Below are 16,404 nucleotides of genomic sequence, written 5' to 3'. Positions count from 1 at the left end.
TGACAACGTGCGCCCTTGCGCTACAGTGTGTGAATCATCTTCAACCGAACGATCGTTGGATTATGGGCGATGATGATCGAGCAGTGTCCATGTCTCAGCGATGAAGCTGACGACTCGCTGCTGATCGGTGCTCCGAGCCTGAGCGGGAACTCCCGCCATGAAAGGAATTGAAATGCGATCCAAGAAGATGCGACTTGTCGTCGCCGCGGTCGCGGCGGGGGTTCTCGTCGCCTCATTGAGCGCTTGCGCCACTGACTCGGACTCCCCGTCGACGACGACGGGGCCATCACAAGGAGCTGCCGGAGACTTCCCGACGCTCGATGAACTGTACGAGAGCACCTCCGAAGAGCCGCCCGCCGACGGACCAACGGCGGCCAAGGAGAAGTCGGTCTGGGTGATCACCTGCGGACCGGCGTGCGAGGACAGTCGGCAGTCCGCAGAAGATGCGATCGACGCGCTCGGCTGGGACTACAACTACGCGGACGGCAATCTCAATATTGCAGGAGGCTACTCCAGCGCGATCCGAACGGCCCTCGCCTCGGATCCCGATGCGCTGTTCCTCAACGGCTTCAGCTGCGTGCTCGCGACGGCGGCCTTGCAGGAGGCCAAGGATCAGGGTATCCCCGTGATCAGCGCTGAGGGCGTGAGCTGCGATGCGACCGACGGCTCGCCGTTGTTCAGCGTGCCCAACATCCTTGACAGCGACGCGGTGGACAACGCCGAATGGTGGAAGAACCAGGGTAAGCGCGCGGCCTGGTATCTCATCGCCCAGACCGGAGGGAAGCTGAAAGCCATCACCACCCGCGGTGCCGATCCCCTCGAGATTGCGATCGCCGACGGCTTCAAGGAGGAGGTCGATAAGTGTGCAGAGTGCGAGATCAGCGAGGAGATCTTCACGCCGGGCACCGACCTGATTCCGAACGGGCCGTGGATCCAGAACTTCCGGGCCGCGCTGATCAAGCACCCCGACGCGAACGGCGTCTACCTGCCGTTCGACTTCATGTATCAGACGCTCGGTGGCGCCGCAGCGGTGCAGGAAGCCGGCAGTGACGCGATCCTCACGGGCGGTGCCGGGCTCGCCGAGACGCAGCCGCTGGTCGCCTCCGGGACGCTGACGATCCCTGCCGCCTGGGACAATTCGTTCCACATCTGGGCCACGATGGACAACCTCAATCGTTACTTCAACGATGTTCCGGCCGCCGCCCAGGGTGTGGGGTTCACGACCGTCAACGCCGACAACCCGGACAGCATGCCGGCGGCGGGCAAGGCCTACACCGTGCCGTTCGATTACGAAGCCGTCTACAAGAAGGTCTGGACAGGGCAGTGATCAGACGCGGCTAGTCCCCTCACTGACAGCGGGCGCGACACTGACACGTCGCGCCCGCTGCTGCGTGCGAACGGCCGCGTGATTCTCGGTGAATGACGAGGAGATGAGTGACATGACCGAGGATTTGCGGCGAGATGGACGGCGGCAAGATCGCGCGCAAGCTACTAATCAACCATTCGTTTGGTAGAGTGATGGTAGGAATGAACGGAGTGCCATGAAAATCGTCGTGCTGTTGAAGCCGGTCCCGGACACGTGGGGCGATCGCAAGCTGAACCTGGAGACGGGGTTGGCCGATCGCGCTATCAGCGAGACGGTGGTTGATGAGATCGGCGAGCGGTCGCTCGAGGTGGCCCTGAGCTACGCGGATGCGCATGCGGATGCCGAGGTGGTGGTGGTGTCGATGGCGCCGGCTGAGTCGGCGGCGACAGTGCGCAAGGGCCTGGCGATGGGTGCGCATTCGGCGGTGCATGTGGCGGATGAGGGTCTGGTGGGGGCGGATCTGGGTGTGACGGCTGAGGTGCTAGCGGCGGCGGTCCGGCGGACTGGGTTTGATCTGGTGATCGCGGGGAATGTGTCCACAGATGGTGCGGCTGGGGTGATGGGGGCGATGCTGGCGGAGTTGCTGGATGTGCCGAATCTGACGACCTTGACCTCGGTGGTGATCGGCGAAGGCACGGTGGCGGGTGAGCGGGCTAGTGATGGGGCGAATATGCGGGTGTCGGCGGACTTGCCGGCGGTGATCTCGGTCACGGAGGCGTTGCCGGATGCGCGGTTCCCGAACTTCAAGGGCATCATGGCGGCGAAGAAGAAGCCGCTCGAGACGCTGACGCTGCAGGATCTGGGAGTTGAGCCACAGGAGTCGGCAGCATCGCAGTCGATCGTGCTGCGGCTGTCGGAGAAGCCGCCGCGGCAGGCTGGCACAAAAATCGTCGATGAGGGCGACGCCGGGCAGAAGCTGGCGGAGTTCCTCGTGCAGAACAGGCTGGTGTGAGCATGGCTTTCGCAGAAGATTCAGTTCTGGTGCTGCTGGATACGATGCCGGACGGTGCTCTGGCCAAGACTGCGGCGGAGTTGCTGGGCGCGGCCGCGTTGGTGGGGACGCCAGTGGCTTTGATCGTTTCAGACGCCGAGGGTTTGGCGCAGGCGGCGGGGTTGTTGGGCGCGGCATCCGTTTTGGTCGCACCAGCCGCTGGTGACAGGCTTACCGTCCCGGACGTGGACGCCCTCGCTGCGGCGACCGATCTGGTGCGGCCGGATGCGGTTCTGGTGTCGAACTCAATCGAGGGCCGGGACGTCGCGGGTCGGTACGCGGCGCGGACACGTTCGGGGTTGTGTGTGGACGCGGTCGGGGTGACCCGGGATGCGGAGGGGATCGTGGCGCAGCACTCCGTATACGGCGGCGCGTACAACGTCGATGCCGCAGTGACGTGGGGGGCGCCGGTGATCACGGTGCGGCAGGGTGCGATCGAAGCCCGCGCCAATGCCGTTCCGTCGCCCTCGGTGTCAACGCTGGTCGTGATGGCGTCTGGGAGTCGGGCGGGCAGGATCGACGGTGTGGACCCGGTGGTGGTGACCTCGTCGCGGCCAGAATTGCGGGGTGCGGGCACAGTGGTCTCAGGAGGCCGCGGGCTGGGGTCACAGGAGAAGTTCGTGCTTGTTGAAGAACTCGCTGACACGCTGGGCGCTGCGGTCGGCGCGTCCCGCGCGGCGGTCGATGCCGGGTATGTGCCGCAGTCCTTCCAGGTCGGGCAGACAGGGGTGTCGGTCTCACCTCAGCTGTATGTTGCGCTGGGCATCTCCGGAGCGATCCAGCATAAAGCCGGCATGCAGACAGCCAAGACCATCGTCGCAGTCAATACGGACCCAGACGCCCCGATCTTCGAGATCGCCGATTTCGGCGTCGTCGGCGACGTGTTCACGGTCGTGCCGCAGCTGATCACCGCCCTGCAAGCCTGGAAAGCGTAACCCTCCGATGGCAATGTCCCGCCTCACCGTTCGCCGCGGCCTGCCCCGCACTCCCGGCGGCGACCCCTGGCCCCCCGCAGCCACCACCGCACCGGGTGATCCGCCGCTCGCCGATGAGGTTGACCCGGTGGACGCAACGATGGTCGCCGCGCCGGTCGCAGCGCCAGCCGCCATGGCGGGAGAATCGGGCGCCACGGGCAACGGTATCCGCACGATCCGGCGCGGTCTGCCGCGGGTGCCGGGTGGGGGGGCGTGGCCGCCCACGGGTGAGTTCCCCGCGGTCCTGGCCGCGGTTGCGGTGACCGCAACCGTCGTATCCGCACCTGCTGCGACCCCCGACGCAGCCTCGTTCCGCACCCCGGCGCCCGCGTTTGTTCCTGCGGCCCCGAAGAGGGTGGATCCATCGTTGCCTTTGAATTTTCCGCGGACGGCGTGGCAGGGGTTCGCCGACCGTACCTCGTCGCGGTCCGCACCGGAACCGTCCAGGTACGGGCGGTTCACCGCGCTGGGGTGGGCCGGGGTCGTGATCATCGGCGGTGTCGGGTTGCTGCTAGTCGCGGCGATGACGGTGCTCGGGGTGCGGTTTTTGCTCAGCACCGACCCATTCCAAGACTTTCTGGCCGCCTACCCCGGAGAGTACCCACTACCTGCGGGTGCGCCGGTCGGCATCCCGCCATGGCTGGGCTGGCAGCACTTCTTCAACGTGTTCCTGATCGTGCTGATCATCCGCTCCGGCTTACGGGTCCGCACCGACAAGCGCCCTACCGCGTTCTGGTCCCCTCGCAACAACCCGAACCGCAAGATCAGTTTGACCCTCTGGTTCCACCAATCCCTGGACATCCTCTGGATCAGCAACGGACTGGTTTACATCGTGCTTCTGTTCGTGACCGGGCAGTGGATGAAGATCGTCCCCACCTCCTGGGCGGTTTTCCCCAACGCGGGCTCCGCGGCCTTGCAATACCTCTCCCTGAACTGGCCAACCGAGAACGGATGGGTCAACTACAACGGCCTTCAGCAACTGGCGTACTTCGCCACCGTGTTCCTGGCTGCCCCCCTCGCGGTCGCGACCGGGGTCCGGATGAGCGGCATCTGGCCCAAGAACGCTGCGACTCTCAACCGGCTCTACCCGGTGGAATGGGCCCGCGCCGTCCACTTCCCGGTGATGCTGTACTTCGTCGCGTTCATAGCCAGCCACGTCGCCCTCGTGCTCGCCACCGGTGCGTTGCGCAATCTCAACCACATGTACGCCTCCCAAGACACCATCAACTGGGTTGGGTTCTGGATCTTCGCCGCGTCCCTCGCCGTCATCACGATCGGCTTGGTCGCCGCCCGACCCCTCGTCCTTGCCCCCATCGCCCGCGCCTTCGGCACCGTCAGCAGCCGCTGAACGCGAGACCCGACCGACGACACCCGTAGCGAACCGAATCAGCTTTCATCATGCTGCGGGGCGTTCGGCGGGCCCCATCGCTCGGTGCCGGCGAGGTTGTGCCGGATGGTGGTACTGATCTGCGTCAGTACCTCGAGCTGCTCCGGTGTCAACGCATCGATCACGATCCTCCGAGCTGTCTCGATGTGACCGGGGGTGGCAAGGATCAACTCGCGCCTGCCGGCAGAGCGGAGCCGCACGTTCGTCGTGCGTCGGTCGACGGAAGAAGAGCGGCGTTCGATCAGGCCGCGCTTCTCGAGACGCGAGCAGACGTGCGACAGCCGCGGCAATGTCGCGTTGGTCGACCCTGCTAAAGCGGTCATCCGCAGAGTGGAGGAGGGCGCGAGCCGCAGGGCGGTGAGCACCGTGAACTCGAAGTGGGTCATTCCCGCATCCCGCTGCAACTGGGCGTCGAGGACCGCGGGTAGGAGTTGGGTCACGGCGGTCAGCCCGAGCCACGCCGCCGACTCGCGCTCGTCCATACGTGGTACCTGGAAGGACATGACGACACTCTATCTAGTTGTGGCTACAAGTAAAGCATGGTAAGAACGGTACATTACTTGTCGGAACAAGCATTGGAGAATGAAATGGTCGCAGTCACCGTCATCGGCCCGGGTTCCATCGGTTCGGCAGTGGTCGCCGTCGCGGTTCGAGGGGGCGCCGATGTGCAGGTATTAGGTCGCACGGAAGCCAAGGCGCGTGCCGCGGCCGAGCCGCTCGGCGCATCGTTCGGAGCCGTCGGCGACACCCTGACCGGTGACATTGTCGTGCTGGCCGTACCTTTCGATGCCGTCGAGGAGATCCTCGGCCAGTATCACGCTGCGTTCCGTGGCCGCGTTCTCGTCGATGTCTCCAACCCCGTCGACTTCGCGACCTTCGACGGTCTGATCGTTCCCGCGTACTCGTCGGCGGCTCAGGCAATGCAGTCCACCGTGCCCGAGGCGCGCGTCCTCAAGGCGTTCAACACGAACTTCGCCGCCACGCTGCACTCGGGCGTGATCGCCGACCAGCCCACCGCCGTGCTGGTTGCCGGAGATGACGCGGACGCGAAGGAAGCCCTGCTGGGAGTTGTGCGTACGGCGGGCCTGCGCGGCGTCGATGCAGGATCGCTCAAGCGGGCCCGTGAGCTGGAGGCCATCGGATTTCTGCAGCTCACGCTAGGCATGCGGGAAGAGATCTCATGGACGGGCGGCTTGGGCCTGGTGGCCTGAGCTGACGTTCGGCGAGAAAGGGAAATCATGCAGATCGCATACTGGATCATCGCGGGATCGCTTGCATTGGTCTATCTCGGCGCCGGGAGCATGAAGCTCTTCCGGCCGCCGGCAAAACTCGCGCAGTCGGGCTTGGCCTGGACCTTGGACTTCCCGCTCTGGTCGGTGAAGGTGATCGGACTGCTGGAGGTGATCGGTGCCGCCGGGCTGATCCTGCCCGCCCTGGCAGCTATCGCGCCGGTGCTCTCTCCGCTCGCCGCGGTTGGCCTGGCGCTCATTCAGCTCGGCGCGCTGATCACGCATCTGATCCGTGGTGAGGCGAAGGTGGTGCCCGCTAACCTGCTGCTGCTGGCATGGGCGGCGGCCGCCGCTTGCGTCGGGTTCCTCGCATGGACGTGACCCCGGCCAGCTGGCAGGTGCCTGCCGTCCCGACGCGCGGCGAGGCTCCGGATCAGACGCGGATGGACGCGGTCGAGCTGCTGGTTCGCGACCTGGACGGCATGACACAGTTCTATCAGCATGCCGTGACGCTGGATGTGCTGGATCAGTCCGGACCGTCGACGACGCTCGGACGAGCCGGCGCTCCTGTCGTGACACTGCGCCACGCCCGCGACCTGCCTAGCCCCGACCCGCGGGGGGCGGGGCTCTATCACACGGCCATCGTCTTCGAAGATCAGCGGCGGCTGGCTGGAGCTCTCGCGTCGATGGCCCGGCGGCCCGGATTGATCTTCGAGGGTAGCGCCGATCATCTGGTGAGTGAAGCTTTCTATTTCCGCGATCCCGAGGGCAACGGGTTGGAACTCTACCGCGATCGCCCGCGCGAGTATTGGAATATCAGCGCCGACGGTAGCATCCAGATGGGGGTGGATCCGCTCGATCCGCGACGCTATTTGGAGCAGTGGTACGACGAGGATGCTGCGGGCCCGGACGCGTCCGCAGCCATCGGCCACCTGCACCTGCAGGTGGGGGACATTTCCGCAGCGAAACGGTTCTATGTCGACGCCCTCGGGTTCGACATCACGACCCAGATCGACACTGCCCTGTTCGTGTCCGCGGGCGGGTATCACCACCACATCGGGCTGAACACCTGGAACAGTGCGGGCGTGGGGCCGCGGTCTGCAGCGCTCGGCCTCGGCGATGTCCGCATCATCGTGCCTACCCGCGACGATGTCGACGCGCTCGCTGACAGACTCCGCGTGTACGGGATCGCCGCCGCCGATGACGGTCACGCGCTTCGTTTCTCCGACCCCTGGGAGACACGGCTCATTGTGTCGCCGGCCGGTTGAATCCGTCAGCGCGACAGTTGATCCAAAGTTGACTACCGGTCGTTTGATTGACAAAGTCGTGCTGTCACCGTAACCTCGCAGAAGACTCCACGGCGGAGAAGAAGCGGAGGACGGCATGGACGACGTTCAACGACTGGTCGCGGTATACCAGATCGAGAAACTCAAGTCGCGGTATTTCCGCGCGCTCGACATGAAGGATTGGGCCGCGTTCGCCGCGAACTTCACCGAGGACATCGTTTTCGACTTCACGGAGTCCGATACCGGAGATGACGTGGACAAGCTCGTTCGCCACATCTACCAGGTCGATGGGGCGGCCGCGGCCGCCGAATGGGCCCGCACTGCGATCGGCAACGCGACAACCTCGCACCACGGGCACATGCCGGACATCGAGATCCTTGACGAGGACACGGCCACCGGGATCTGGTCTCTCAACGACCAGATCTGGTTCACGAAGGACTCCGGATTCCCGTACGCGAAGCTCGAGGGATACGGCCACTACTACGAGGACTACCGCCGCGTCGACGGCGTCTGGAAGGTCGCGCGGACCAAGTTCGTCAGGCACCACGCGATCTTCACTCCCTGGGACCAGTAGGTCAGACCTCACGTGCCTTGCGCGCGCCAGCAAAGGAGCTGAAATGAGTGAAGATACGGCAAGAAGTCTGCTTCTGTCGGTCCGAGGCATCGCCAAGGCGTACCCGGGCACAAGAGCACTGGACGGCGTGGACCTCGATGTCCGAGGAGGTGAGATCCACGCGCTCGTCGGCGGAAACGGGTGCGGCAAGTCCACCCTCATTAAGATCCTCTGCGGCGTGGTGGAGGCAGACGAGGGCGAGATCCGCATCGCGGGCGAGTCGATGGAGGCCGCACGCGTGCACCCCAAGCTGGCCTACGACCTCGGCATCCGCGTGGTGCACCAGGATCTCGCCGTCTTCCCCGACCTGAGCGTCGCTGAGAACCTCCGCCTGGGCACGGAGTACCCGTCGACGAGGTTTGGCCAGGTCCGCTGGGGTGTACTGCGGAAGGGAGCGGACGAGGCGATCGAGAAACTCGAGATTGCCGCGCACCCCGACGACCTGATCCGCGATCTGCCCGTCGCTGTCCGCGCTCAGGTTGCCGCGGCCCGCGCGATGCGCGGGATGGAAGGTCGCCCTGGCATCATCATCCTCGACGAGCCCACCGCCTCGCTGCCGCGCCACGAGGTCCACGTCCTGTTCGCCGTCGTCAGACGGATGGCCGCTGCGGGGCATGCCGTGATCTTCGTGAGCCATCGCCTCGACGAGGTGCTCGAACTCACCCAGCGGGTTACCGTCATGCGCGACGGAAAGGTGGTCGCCGAGCACACGACCTCCAGACTCACAGAACAGGAACTCATCGCTTCGATCATCGGCGAGGGTGCGATGACCGAGCGCAGAGAACATCTACAGGCGCAGGAGCGGTGGCCGGCCATGGAAGCGGCGATGGCTTCAACGCTGCTGAAGGTATCGGGTCTGACAGCCGGACCGCTCCGCGGCATCGATCTGGAGCTGCGCGCCGGCGAAGTCGTCGGCGTCGCCGGACTCCTCGGTTCCGGGCGGTCCGAACTGCTGCGCGCGCTCTACGGAGATCTGCCCGTGTCGGCGGGCAAGATCGAGCTCGACGGTCGTCGAGTGAACTTCCGCAATCCGGGCCAGGCGATCGAGGCCGGCGTGATCATGGTCCCCGAGGACCGCGTTAACGGCGGCATCTTCCCCGACCTCACCGTCGACGAGAACCTCTCGATGAGCGTGTTGCGCCAGTACTGGCGTGGTGGCCGGTTCCGCCGGTCGATGATCCAGAAGGACGCGGGGACGCTGCGATCGAAATTCCGCGTCAAGACCCCCTCCGGCCAGACGGCCATCCGGTCTCTGTCCGGCGGCAACCAACAGAAGGTCGTCCTCGGGCGGTGGCTGCGGCTGGACCCGCGTCTCCTCCTTCTCGATGAGCCCTCGCAGGGTGTTGACGTCGGCGCGCGAGAAGACATCTACGCTGCGGTTCGCCAGGCCACTGGGCTGGGGAGTGCCGCGCTGATCGTGACATCCGATCTGGAAGAGCTCGCGCAGGTCGTCGATCGCGCGGTGATCCTCTTCGAGGGTCGGCTCGTGGCCGAGGTTCCCGCATCCGGACTGAGTGCCCAGAGACTCAACGAAGTGATCTACCAGTGGGGAGAAGCAGCGAATGTCTGAAACGCTCGTGATGGTCGGTAAGAAGCACAAGGGTCGAGCGCCTCGGCGCAGGAGCGCGATCACTTTCGCCGAGAGATACGGACTCGCTGGGCTGCTGGTGGTGATGATCCTGATCTTCGGGCTTTTCGCTCCGACCTCGACTCTGTTCTTCTCCGGTCCCAACATCCAGAACATCCTGGCCAATCAATCCGTGACCGGATTGATCGCCCTGGCGATGATCATCACCCTCGTCGCCGGCTACTTCGACATCTCGGTGGCGGCGATCGCGGGAATCTCGAGCGTGACGATGGCGTCGCTGCTCGCAACGAATCAGGTGCCGCTCGTGGTCGCCATCCTGATCTCGGTGCTGTTCGCCGTCGTTGCCGGCGCGATCAACGCCGCGCTGATCACTTCTTTGGACCTTGACCCCTTTATCGTTACGCTCGGCACCTACGTGTTGATCAACGGCATCCTTCTCGCGTACACCGGCGGCCGCGTCATCCAGGGCGTGCCTCCGGAGATCGGAGAATGGGGCGCGGGTCAGTGGCTCGGCATCGCGCGGCCGTTCTGGCTCCTCGTGATCGCCGCCGCTCTGGTGTGGTACCTCCTGAACCAGACGCCATTCGGCCGCAGGCTCGCCGCCATCGGCTCGAACAGGAACGCCGCCGGACTCGCCGGAATCGGAGTGAAAGGGCACATCTTCATCGCCTATGTGCTCGGCGGTCTGGTGGCCGGGTTCGCCGGTGTCTTGTTGACTGTGAGGTCGGGATCCGCGGACGCGGCATCGGCTCCGAGCTTCCTCTTCCCTGCGCTCGCAGCCGTCTTCCTCGGGCAGACGACCATCAAGCCGGGATATCCGAACGTCATTGGAACCATGATCGGCGTCTTCTTCGTCGCCGTCGCGGTGAACGGATTCACCCTGCTCGGCGCCCAGAACTGGATCACGCAGGTGTTCAACGGCGGTGTCCTCGTGCTCGCGGTTGTCTTCTCGAAGGTCATGGTGCGGATGCGCGATCGTGCGGCGGCCAAGTTTGCGAGCGCCTAGTCCTCCGCTCGATCAGTCAGTGCTCTGAAGAAGTTTTGTTCCACGCCTCCGACCGAGACGGTTGCGAGCGGCGCAGCAGGTGAACCCGGATGCCGCGGGAGAAAGATGATGACAATGCTGTCAATGCCTTACCACGCCGGTTTCGTCGTTGCCGATATCCGGGAGGGAATCCGCGACTTCGAAGAAAGACTCGGCTACACCTTCAATGAGCCCATCTCAGCACGGGCCGAGGACATGGAAGACAGGATCAGCGGTACACGGGGGCCGATCGATCTGTGGATCTCATACACACGCGAATCGCCTTTTCGCCTCGAAGTCATCCAGACCAGCGGCGAGGGGGTTTACGGTCGGAAGTATCTCGGCCTCCATCACCTCGGCATCTGGGAGCCCGATCCGGAGGCGCGTCTGCACGCGCTCAAGAAGGCAGCGGATCCGGTGGACGCGATCTTCCGCGATGCGGACGGATCCGTGTCGATCATCTATGCGCGCTCTGCGACGATCCCGGGATGCCGCATCGAGTATGTCGGCGATGCAGCGCGCCCGGTGCTGGAACACTGGTTCGAGACGGGCAGCTTTGCCTGATCTTAGGGGTTCCGTACGCCGCGCAGAGCAGTAGGCTTTCTACCATACAGTTGTTTGATAATTGCTTTACGGCCGAATTCCCACGCGAACGCGCCGGGATGACCGGAAGTGGTCTCAGAGAGGAGACATCATGTTCGACGAAGAGTTTGATTTCGTAGTAATCGGCTCGGGCGCTGGTGCATTCACCGCAGCGATCGCCGCACGCAAGAAGGGGCTGAAGACGCTCGTCCTGGAGAAGACTGACAAAGTGGGCGGTACTACGGCCATTTCTGGTGGTGCCGTGTGGATTCCGAACAATCATCTGCTGCTCAAGGCGGGGGAGCCGGACAGCCGTCAGAAGGCGATCACCTATATCGACGCGGCGGTCGGCCCGGAGACGCCGGCCACCGCCAACGAGCTCCGGGCTGCCTTCGTAGACAGCGGTCCCGACATGATCCGGTTCCTCGAGAAGGAGGGCATGCGCTTCCGCGTCATGATCCCCTACCCGGAGTACTACTCTCACCTCCCTGAAGGGAACGTCCGGGGACGTTCACTCGAGGTCGAGCAGTTCGACATGAAAACTCTTGGCGACTGGGAGACGCGCGTCCGGGGCGCCCAGGGCATGCCCGGGCTCGTCATGTACAACACCGAGGCGCGCGACTTCCTGCTGATCAAGCGGACGATCCGCGGATTCTTCACTGCGGGCAAGGTCGGTTTCCGTTCCTTCGTGCAGAAGGCGCTCGGTCGTCATTCCGTCGTCGTCGGGCAGTCCTTCATCGGCCAGCTGCTGAAGATCACGCTCGACAGCGGAGCGGATGTGCGGTATTCAAGCCCAGTGCGCGAGCTGATCGTCGAGGACGGAGCGGTCCTCGGCGTCGTCGCGGAGATTGCCGGCAAGCGCGTCCGGATCCGGGCGCGCAACGGCGTACTGATCGGTTCGGGCGGTTTCTCCCGCAACGCAGCGTTGCGTGAGAAGTACCAGGAGGGGCCTGTCGATCTCAAGTGGAGTCTGGTGCCGGAGGGTGCGGACGGCGACGCGTTCACCTGGATGGACGCACTCGGGGCGGCCACGGCGCAGATGGACCTTGCCTGGTGGATGCCGACCATGATCGACGACAAGGGGCTGACCCGCTTCAACATCTGGGAGCGTTCGCACCCTCACACGATCGTCGTGGACTCGACCGCTCAGCGTTTCGTGAGTGAGTCGATCGGCTACCTGGAGTTCGGGGGGGCCATGGAGGAGCGGAACAAGACCGTCTCCGCCGTCCCCGCGTGGCAGATTCTCGACAGCCAGCACCGCCGCTCGTATCCCTTCGCCTACATGCCCCCGGGGATCACCCCGCAGGCGGCTGTCGACGGCGGTTTCCTGATCCGCGCCGATTCGATCGAGGAGCTCGCCGGCAAGATCGGTCTGGACCCCGCAGAGCTGCGCAAAACCGTTACTCGTTTCAACGGCTTTGCCCGTGCGGGCGTGGATGAGGACTTCCGTCGCGGCCACAGCGCGTTCGAGCGTCACTACAGCGACCCCCGGCAGAAGCCGAATCCGACATTGGGAGCGATCGAGACGGCACCCTTCTACGCAGTGAAGCTGGGTCTCGGAGACCTCGGCACCAAGGGCGGCGTGATCACGGACCCGGACGGACGCGTCGTTCGCCCCGACGGCACGGCCATCCCCGGCCTGTACGCTGCCGGCAACGCCACGGCTTCAATGCTGGGGGACTCGTATCCCGCTGCGGGAGCGACGATCGGAGCCGCGATGGTGTTCTCGTATCGGGCGGCCAACGCGGCCGCCACGCAGGCGGCTGTGCCGGACGCCCGTCGCCGGAAGCGTTGATCGGTCGCAGCCACTCCGGTTGCTTTTTTGCTCGGCGCCCTGCCCTCGTCTCAAGCACGACGGGGTGGGGCGTCGAGGCATGCCCACTGTGGATCCGTACGTGGTCCAGGGTCTACGCCTCGACCCGTGGTCTCACACAGGGCTAAGACGGCGCCTCGGCCGTGGTGCTGGCGGAGTGCGGGGTTTTCGGTACCGAGCTGCCGACCCCGCGACGTCTGACTCCGACCGCCCCTGGCACCCAGCTGGGTTTCTGAGTCGAGGCGATCCTGAACATCACGCTCCCACGAACAAGTCGGCCCCGGTGCATCGCCAAAGCGAGGTACCGGGGCCGTGTTCGTCGGCTTCCTACCAGGTCACCGGCAGTGTCCGCGTGGTGTAGATGAGGTCGCTCTCGAGCCACTCGAGATCCTGAACATCCGTCGTTAGTCGCAGATCAGGGAAGCGGGCGAAGAGCCGGCTCACGAGGATGCTGACCTCAAGCCGGGCGAGATGCTGGCCCGGGCACTGATGCATGCCGAGGCCGAATGCGATGTGCGGCACCGGCGCGCGACGGAGGTCCAGCTCAGGATTTTCGCCGATGAGCTCCGGGTCCCAGTTCGCCGCGAGCAGGGACACCGCAACGCGTTCCCCCGACTTCAGCGACTTCTCCCCGATCGTCACCTCATCGGTGATGTATCGCCATTGGGCGTTCGGTGCCGGCGAGAGGTAGCGCACCAGTTCATCGACATGGGCGTCCGTGAGGCCACCCGCTTCCTGCATGATAGCGCGCTGCTCCGGGTTGCGGAGAAGGGCGAGGATCGCGAGAGTGCTGAATCGTGAGGTCGTGTCGAGGGAGGCGGTGACGATGCTGAAAACCAGTCCCACGGACTCGGCATCGCTCAGGATGTCCGTGTGGTCGTGCACGAGCGCGCTGATCAGATCGTCGCCGGGCGTCTGCCGTGACTCCGTCACCCGGTCAGCCGTGTACGCCTTCAGCGCCGAGATGGACGCTTGGACCTCTTCTGCGCTAATTGTTTGGTCGGACTGATGCTTGGTCCATTCGTCGAGCTTGTTGGCCTCTTCGTAGGGCATACCCAGCAGGTGGGAGATCATCAGGGCGGGCAGCTGCGAGGTGTACTCCGCGACAAGGTCTACCGGGCCATCGAGTGCTTCGATCTTGTCGAGGAGACTGTCGACGAGTCGCTCCAGTTCCGGACGCAACTCCTGAACTCGGCGGGGGTTGAGGTGCCTGACGAGCACGGCCTTCGCGCGGCGGTGCCCGTCGCCCTCGCCGACGAGCAGCATCCCCGGCATCGCGAGGGATTCTTCCTCGGCATCGACCACGATTCCCAGGCGCGTCCCGGGTGCGCGAAGCACCTCTCTGGCTTCCGTGTACCGGCTGATCGCTCTGGCGTCCTTCATTCCCGACCGCCCGACCATCGGGTCGAAGAAATCGAAGCTGGGCCATTCGCCGCTCTCCCGCGCCTGGACGAGCTTGGCGGAGGGCCTGACCTTGTCGACGGGGTCGCGCTCGATCGTTAACCTCGGGGGAAGCTGCTCCTCCCGGCGGCCCGAGCTGTCTGCAGTGCTCATGGAGTCTCCTCTTCGTTGAGTTCGGGCGCCCCGGCATCGCCGGGCTACGGTCTGTGGGGCATCACCCGGCCTATTGTGTCACTATACCTAATCAACCAATCGTACGGCTGATTATGTAGATAAGCGTTCGCTGGTTGGCATGAGGTGAAGCAAGCGGGCATCCGTGGGGTGATCATGCCTCCAACCTCCGGTCGACCGTGGAAGCGGCGCGTCCTCGTATCGCGTCCGCAGCAGACCGCGGCAAAAGTGCGCGTTCCCCTCGATCGAGATGCGCGTCGCCTTGGCGAACCTGATCTGGACGTCGAGGTTCGCGGCATCCCACGCGTCGCCGTTCTCATCGACGAGGAGGAGTGCGTCGTCGGCCGCGCTGATTCGGAGATCGGAGCGGCGCCGCAGGAGTGCACTCCGCTCGGCAGACGGGGGCACATCGCCGAGTGTGGCGTCCAGGAGCGAAGCGGGCGTGACGGCGCCACTCACCATGATCTTCGCGATGACCCGTTCTAAGGAGGCCAGATGTGCTTTGGCCTGGAACGTCTTGCGGAGACCGTTCAGATCCTCCGACGCTTCGCGAGGGTAGGCGTCCGTGAAGCTGAGGCCGGCCTCCACCGAGGCATTGATGAGATCGGAATCAGCGTTGCCCTCCAGGAGCACACGCGTGGGCACGTTCCCGAGCTCGGCCCGCAGGGCGTCGGAGGAGTCCGCTGCCATCATGAAAGCGAAGTTCGGCGAACAGAACGCTGTCGGCAGCCGGAGCGTCGCAGTCAGCTGCGCGCCGTCGAAGACGACCGAGGCGATGAAGCCCAAGACGGTGAGTGGCTCGTCGAGCTCGGGGTCGATGACGGTCGACAGGGCTCTCCAGGCCCGGTCTTCGACCTCGTACGCCTTCCCGGGTGTGGGCGAGATCATTCCAGCGCACCGACCGGCTCAGCACTGGTGGAGGCGGTGTCCAGCCGCAGATGTTCCGGAACCTCGATGTGGGGATACAGCGCCGCGGCGTTCAGGCCGAGGATCTTCTTCTTCTGAGCGACGGTGATCTGCCCGTACTCGCCCTGCATGTCCTCCGGGAACTGGAAATCGACGAACTTCTCGATGAGCCACTTCGGCTGCCACAGCGCATAGTCGGAGCCGAACAGGATCTTGTCCTCGCCGATCCAGTAGAGGAGCTCTCCGATGATCTGCGCCCAGTAGCGGGGGCGGGTGTGGATGAACGGGATCGCGACGGCGAGGCCGCCATACACGTTCGTCTCCTGTGTGGCGATCCAGCAGAAGTCCTCCAGGCGCGGAAGGCCGACGTGCTCGACGATGAAGTTCAGGTCAGGAAAATCGGTGGCGCAGTGATCGATGTCGGCGACGTCGAAGGAGTCGCGATCGAGCGGCTTGATCGTCGGACCCTTGTGCACGTGAATGTTCTTGATGCCCAGCTCCTGGCACTTCTCGAGATAGCGATAGGTCTCGCGATCGCTCATCTTGAAGCCGCGGCTGTCGTCCTTCCACTCTGCGGTGTAGATCTTCACGCCCTTGAGTCCGAATGTCGCGGCGGCTTCTTCGAGGCGTCGGATGCCGGCATCACCGAACCGCGGATCGAAGTTGTGGTTGTACGTGAGTCGGTCGGGAGATCTGCGGGCCATGTCCTGCGCGATGTCGCGGCTGAAGCCGTTCTTGTAGAACGCCGGCAGAGCGGCAGGATTGAAGATCGCGTGGTCGGCGTAACCGTTCTCGAAGATATCCGTCATGAAGTTCTCTTCGCTGTACTTCTGGTACTTGCGGAAGTCCCAGACATACTCCGCGGGCGAGAGGTTGCGGTGATAGTCGTAGAAGCACTCGATGAACTCGGCGCCGTGGATGTTGCGTTGATTCTCATCGGAACCGTCCCACATGTGCACGTGGGCATCGACGACGAAATAGTCTTCTCCGTCTTTGGAGTACATAACATCCATCCTTCGTTCGGTGGGTTCCGACTTCACTGGCGTGGCGGCCGATCAGTTGCGAGCAACATA

General features: G+C 64.5%; 16 protein-coding genes. 12 read left to right on the top strand and 4 right to left on the bottom strand.

The window, feature by feature from the left end; genetic code table 11:
- Nucleotides 1-172: 172 nt before the first annotated feature.
- From ACTJI8_RS20015 to ACTJI8_RS20000, 4 genes are all read left to right on the top strand, one after another.
- Nucleotides 173-1,327: a sugar ABC transporter substrate-binding protein gene (locus ACTJI8_RS20015; RefSeq protein ID WP_440735195.1), complete on the top strand. Its 1,155-nt coding sequence runs from the start codon at nt 173-175 to the stop codon at nt 1,325-1,327.
- A gap of 214 nt (nt 1,328-1,541) precedes the next feature.
- A complete protein-coding gene (locus ACTJI8_RS20010; RefSeq protein WP_440735194.1) occupies nt 1,542-2,318 on the top strand; it encodes an electron transfer flavoprotein subunit beta/FixA family protein in 777 nt (258 codons plus the stop codon).
- A gap of 2 nt (nt 2,319-2,320) precedes the next feature.
- The gene (locus ACTJI8_RS20005; RefSeq protein WP_440735193.1) at nt 2,321-3,292 is read left to right on the top strand and encodes an electron transfer flavoprotein subunit alpha/FixB family protein; all 972 of its coding nucleotides are present in this window, start codon (nt 2,321-2,323) and stop codon (nt 3,290-3,292) included.
- Between the two features lie 13 nt (nt 3,293-3,305).
- Nucleotides 3,306-4,679: a cytochrome b/b6 domain-containing protein gene (locus ACTJI8_RS20000; RefSeq protein WP_440735192.1), complete on the top strand. Its 1,374-nt coding sequence runs from the start codon at nt 3,306-3,308 to the stop codon at nt 4,677-4,679.
- A gap of 38 nt (nt 4,680-4,717) precedes the next feature.
- Here ACTJI8_RS20000 and ACTJI8_RS19995 read toward each other — a convergent pair whose 3' ends face one another.
- On the bottom strand, nt 4,718-5,200 hold the full coding sequence (locus ACTJI8_RS19995; protein ID WP_440735191.1) for a MarR family winged helix-turn-helix transcriptional regulator: 483 nt from the start codon (nt 5,198-5,200) through the stop codon (nt 4,718-4,720).
- 105 nt (nt 5,201-5,305) lie between these two features.
- Here ACTJI8_RS19995 and ACTJI8_RS19990 point away from each other — a divergent pair, with 105 nt between their 5' ends.
- The 8 genes from ACTJI8_RS19990 to ACTJI8_RS19955 all read left to right on the top strand — a co-directional run bounded on the left by ACTJI8_RS19990 (nt 5,306) and on the right by ACTJI8_RS19955 (nt 12,835).
- The gene (locus ACTJI8_RS19990; RefSeq protein WP_440735190.1) at nt 5,306-5,929 is read left to right on the top strand and encodes an NADPH-dependent F420 reductase; all 624 of its coding nucleotides are present in this window, start codon (nt 5,306-5,308) and stop codon (nt 5,927-5,929) included.
- A 27-nt stretch (nt 5,930-5,956) separates the two neighbouring features.
- A complete protein-coding gene (locus ACTJI8_RS19985; RefSeq protein ID WP_440735189.1) occupies nt 5,957-6,328 on the top strand; it encodes a DoxX family protein in 372 nt (123 codons plus the stop codon).
- Nucleotides 6,319-7,215, top strand: a complete 897-nt coding sequence (locus ACTJI8_RS19980) for a VOC family protein (RefSeq protein WP_440735188.1) — start codon at nt 6,319-6,321, stop codon at nt 7,213-7,215. Before ACTJI8_RS19985 ends, ACTJI8_RS19980 begins: the two co-directional genes overlap by 10 nt.
- A 115-nt stretch (nt 7,216-7,330) precedes the next feature.
- Complete coding sequence (locus tag ACTJI8_RS19975) at nt 7,331-7,807, top strand: nuclear transport factor 2 family protein (RefSeq protein ID WP_440735187.1); 477 nt, start codon at nt 7,331-7,333, stop codon at nt 7,805-7,807.
- 43 nt (nt 7,808-7,850) lie between these two features.
- The gene (locus tag ACTJI8_RS19970; RefSeq protein ID WP_440735186.1) at nt 7,851-9,416 is read left to right on the top strand and encodes a sugar ABC transporter ATP-binding protein; all 1,566 of its coding nucleotides are present in this window, start codon (nt 7,851-7,853) and stop codon (nt 9,414-9,416) included.
- Entirely contained in the window at nt 9,409-10,440 is a 1,032-nt protein-coding gene (locus ACTJI8_RS19965) for an ABC transporter permease (protein WP_440735185.1), read from the top strand. The genes ACTJI8_RS19970 and ACTJI8_RS19965 overlap by 8 nt, the downstream gene beginning before the upstream one ends.
- A 123-nt stretch (nt 10,441-10,563) precedes the next feature.
- The gene (locus ACTJI8_RS19960; RefSeq protein ID WP_440735184.1) at nt 10,564-11,022 is read left to right on the top strand and encodes a VOC family protein; all 459 of its coding nucleotides are present in this window, start codon (nt 10,564-10,566) and stop codon (nt 11,020-11,022) included.
- A 130-nt stretch (nt 11,023-11,152) separates the two neighbouring features.
- A complete protein-coding gene (locus ACTJI8_RS19955) occupies nt 11,153-12,835 on the top strand; it encodes an FAD-binding protein (RefSeq protein WP_440735183.1) in 1,683 nt (560 codons plus the stop codon).
- Between the two features lie 345 nt (nt 12,836-13,180).
- On the opposite strand, the gene ACTJI8_RS19950 is transcribed toward ACTJI8_RS19955, so the two are convergent.
- From ACTJI8_RS19950 to ACTJI8_RS19940, 3 genes are all read right to left on the bottom strand, one after another.
- On the bottom strand, nt 13,181-14,407 hold the full coding sequence (locus ACTJI8_RS19950; protein WP_440735182.1) for a cytochrome P450: 1,227 nt from the start codon (nt 14,405-14,407) through the stop codon (nt 13,181-13,183).
- Between the two features lie 111 nt (nt 14,408-14,518).
- Nucleotides 14,519-15,313 carry an iron-sulfur cluster assembly protein gene (locus tag ACTJI8_RS19945; protein ID WP_440735181.1) on the bottom strand — a complete coding sequence of 265 codons (795 nt, stop codon included), beginning with the start codon at nt 15,311-15,313 and terminating at the stop codon, nt 14,519-14,521.
- A complete protein-coding gene (locus ACTJI8_RS19940; RefSeq protein ID WP_440735180.1) occupies nt 15,310-16,335 on the bottom strand; it encodes an amidohydrolase family protein in 1,026 nt (341 codons plus the stop codon). The genes ACTJI8_RS19945 and ACTJI8_RS19940 overlap by 4 nt, the downstream gene beginning before the upstream one ends.
- Nucleotides 16,336-16,404 lie beyond the last annotated feature (69 nt).

Source organism: Microbacterium sp. 22303 (assembly GCF_052045265.1).
GTDB lineage: Bacteria > Actinomycetota > Actinomycetes > Actinomycetales > Microbacteriaceae > Microbacterium.
Note: the sequence above shows the minus strand (reverse complement) of the source record. Positions and strands in the feature narration are given on the sequence as shown.

Bases quoted from the DNA above. Each gene is read 5' to 3' on its own strand.
- ACTJI8_RS20015 (WP_440735195.1), top strand. From the start codon at position 173: ATGCGATCCAAGAAGATGCGACTTGTCGTCGCCGCGGTCGCGGCGGGG.
- ACTJI8_RS20010 (WP_440735194.1), top strand. From the start codon at position 1,542: ATGAAAATCGTCGTGCTGTTGAAGCCGGTCCCGGACACGTGGGGCGAT.
- ACTJI8_RS20005 (WP_440735193.1), top strand. From the start codon at position 2,321: ATGGCTTTCGCAGAAGATTCAGTTCTGGTGCTGCTGGATACGATGCCG.
- ACTJI8_RS20000 (WP_440735192.1), top strand. From the start codon at position 3,306: ATGTCCCGCCTCACCGTTCGCCGCGGCCTGCCCCGCACTCCCGGCGGC.
- ACTJI8_RS19995 (WP_440735191.1), bottom strand. From the start codon at position 5,200: ATGGACGAGCGCGAGTCGGCGGCGTGGCTCGGGCTGACCGCCGTGACC.
- ACTJI8_RS19990 (WP_440735190.1), top strand. From the start codon at position 5,306: ATGGTCGCAGTCACCGTCATCGGCCCGGGTTCCATCGGTTCGGCAGTG.
- ACTJI8_RS19985 (WP_440735189.1), top strand. From the start codon at position 5,957: ATGCAGATCGCATACTGGATCATCGCGGGATCGCTTGCATTGGTCTAT.
- ACTJI8_RS19980 (WP_440735188.1), top strand. From the start codon at position 6,319: ATGGACGTGACCCCGGCCAGCTGGCAGGTGCCTGCCGTCCCGACGCGC.
- ACTJI8_RS19975 (WP_440735187.1), top strand. From the start codon at position 7,331: ATGGACGACGTTCAACGACTGGTCGCGGTATACCAGATCGAGAAACTC.
- ACTJI8_RS19970 (WP_440735186.1), top strand. From the start codon at position 7,851: ATGAGTGAAGATACGGCAAGAAGTCTGCTTCTGTCGGTCCGAGGCATC.
- ACTJI8_RS19965 (WP_440735185.1), top strand. From the start codon at position 9,409: ATGTCTGAAACGCTCGTGATGGTCGGTAAGAAGCACAAGGGTCGAGCG.
- ACTJI8_RS19960 (WP_440735184.1), top strand. From the start codon at position 10,564: ATGCCTTACCACGCCGGTTTCGTCGTTGCCGATATCCGGGAGGGAATC.
- ACTJI8_RS19955 (WP_440735183.1), top strand. From the start codon at position 11,153: ATGTTCGACGAAGAGTTTGATTTCGTAGTAATCGGCTCGGGCGCTGGT.
- ACTJI8_RS19950 (WP_440735182.1), bottom strand. From the start codon at position 14,407: ATGAGCACTGCAGACAGCTCGGGCCGCCGGGAGGAGCAGCTTCCCCCG.
- ACTJI8_RS19945 (WP_440735181.1), bottom strand. From the start codon at position 15,313: ATGATCTCGCCCACACCCGGGAAGGCGTACGAGGTCGAAGACCGGGCC.
- ACTJI8_RS19940 (WP_440735180.1), bottom strand. From the start codon at position 16,335: ATGTACTCCAAAGACGGAGAAGACTATTTCGTCGTCGATGCCCACGTG.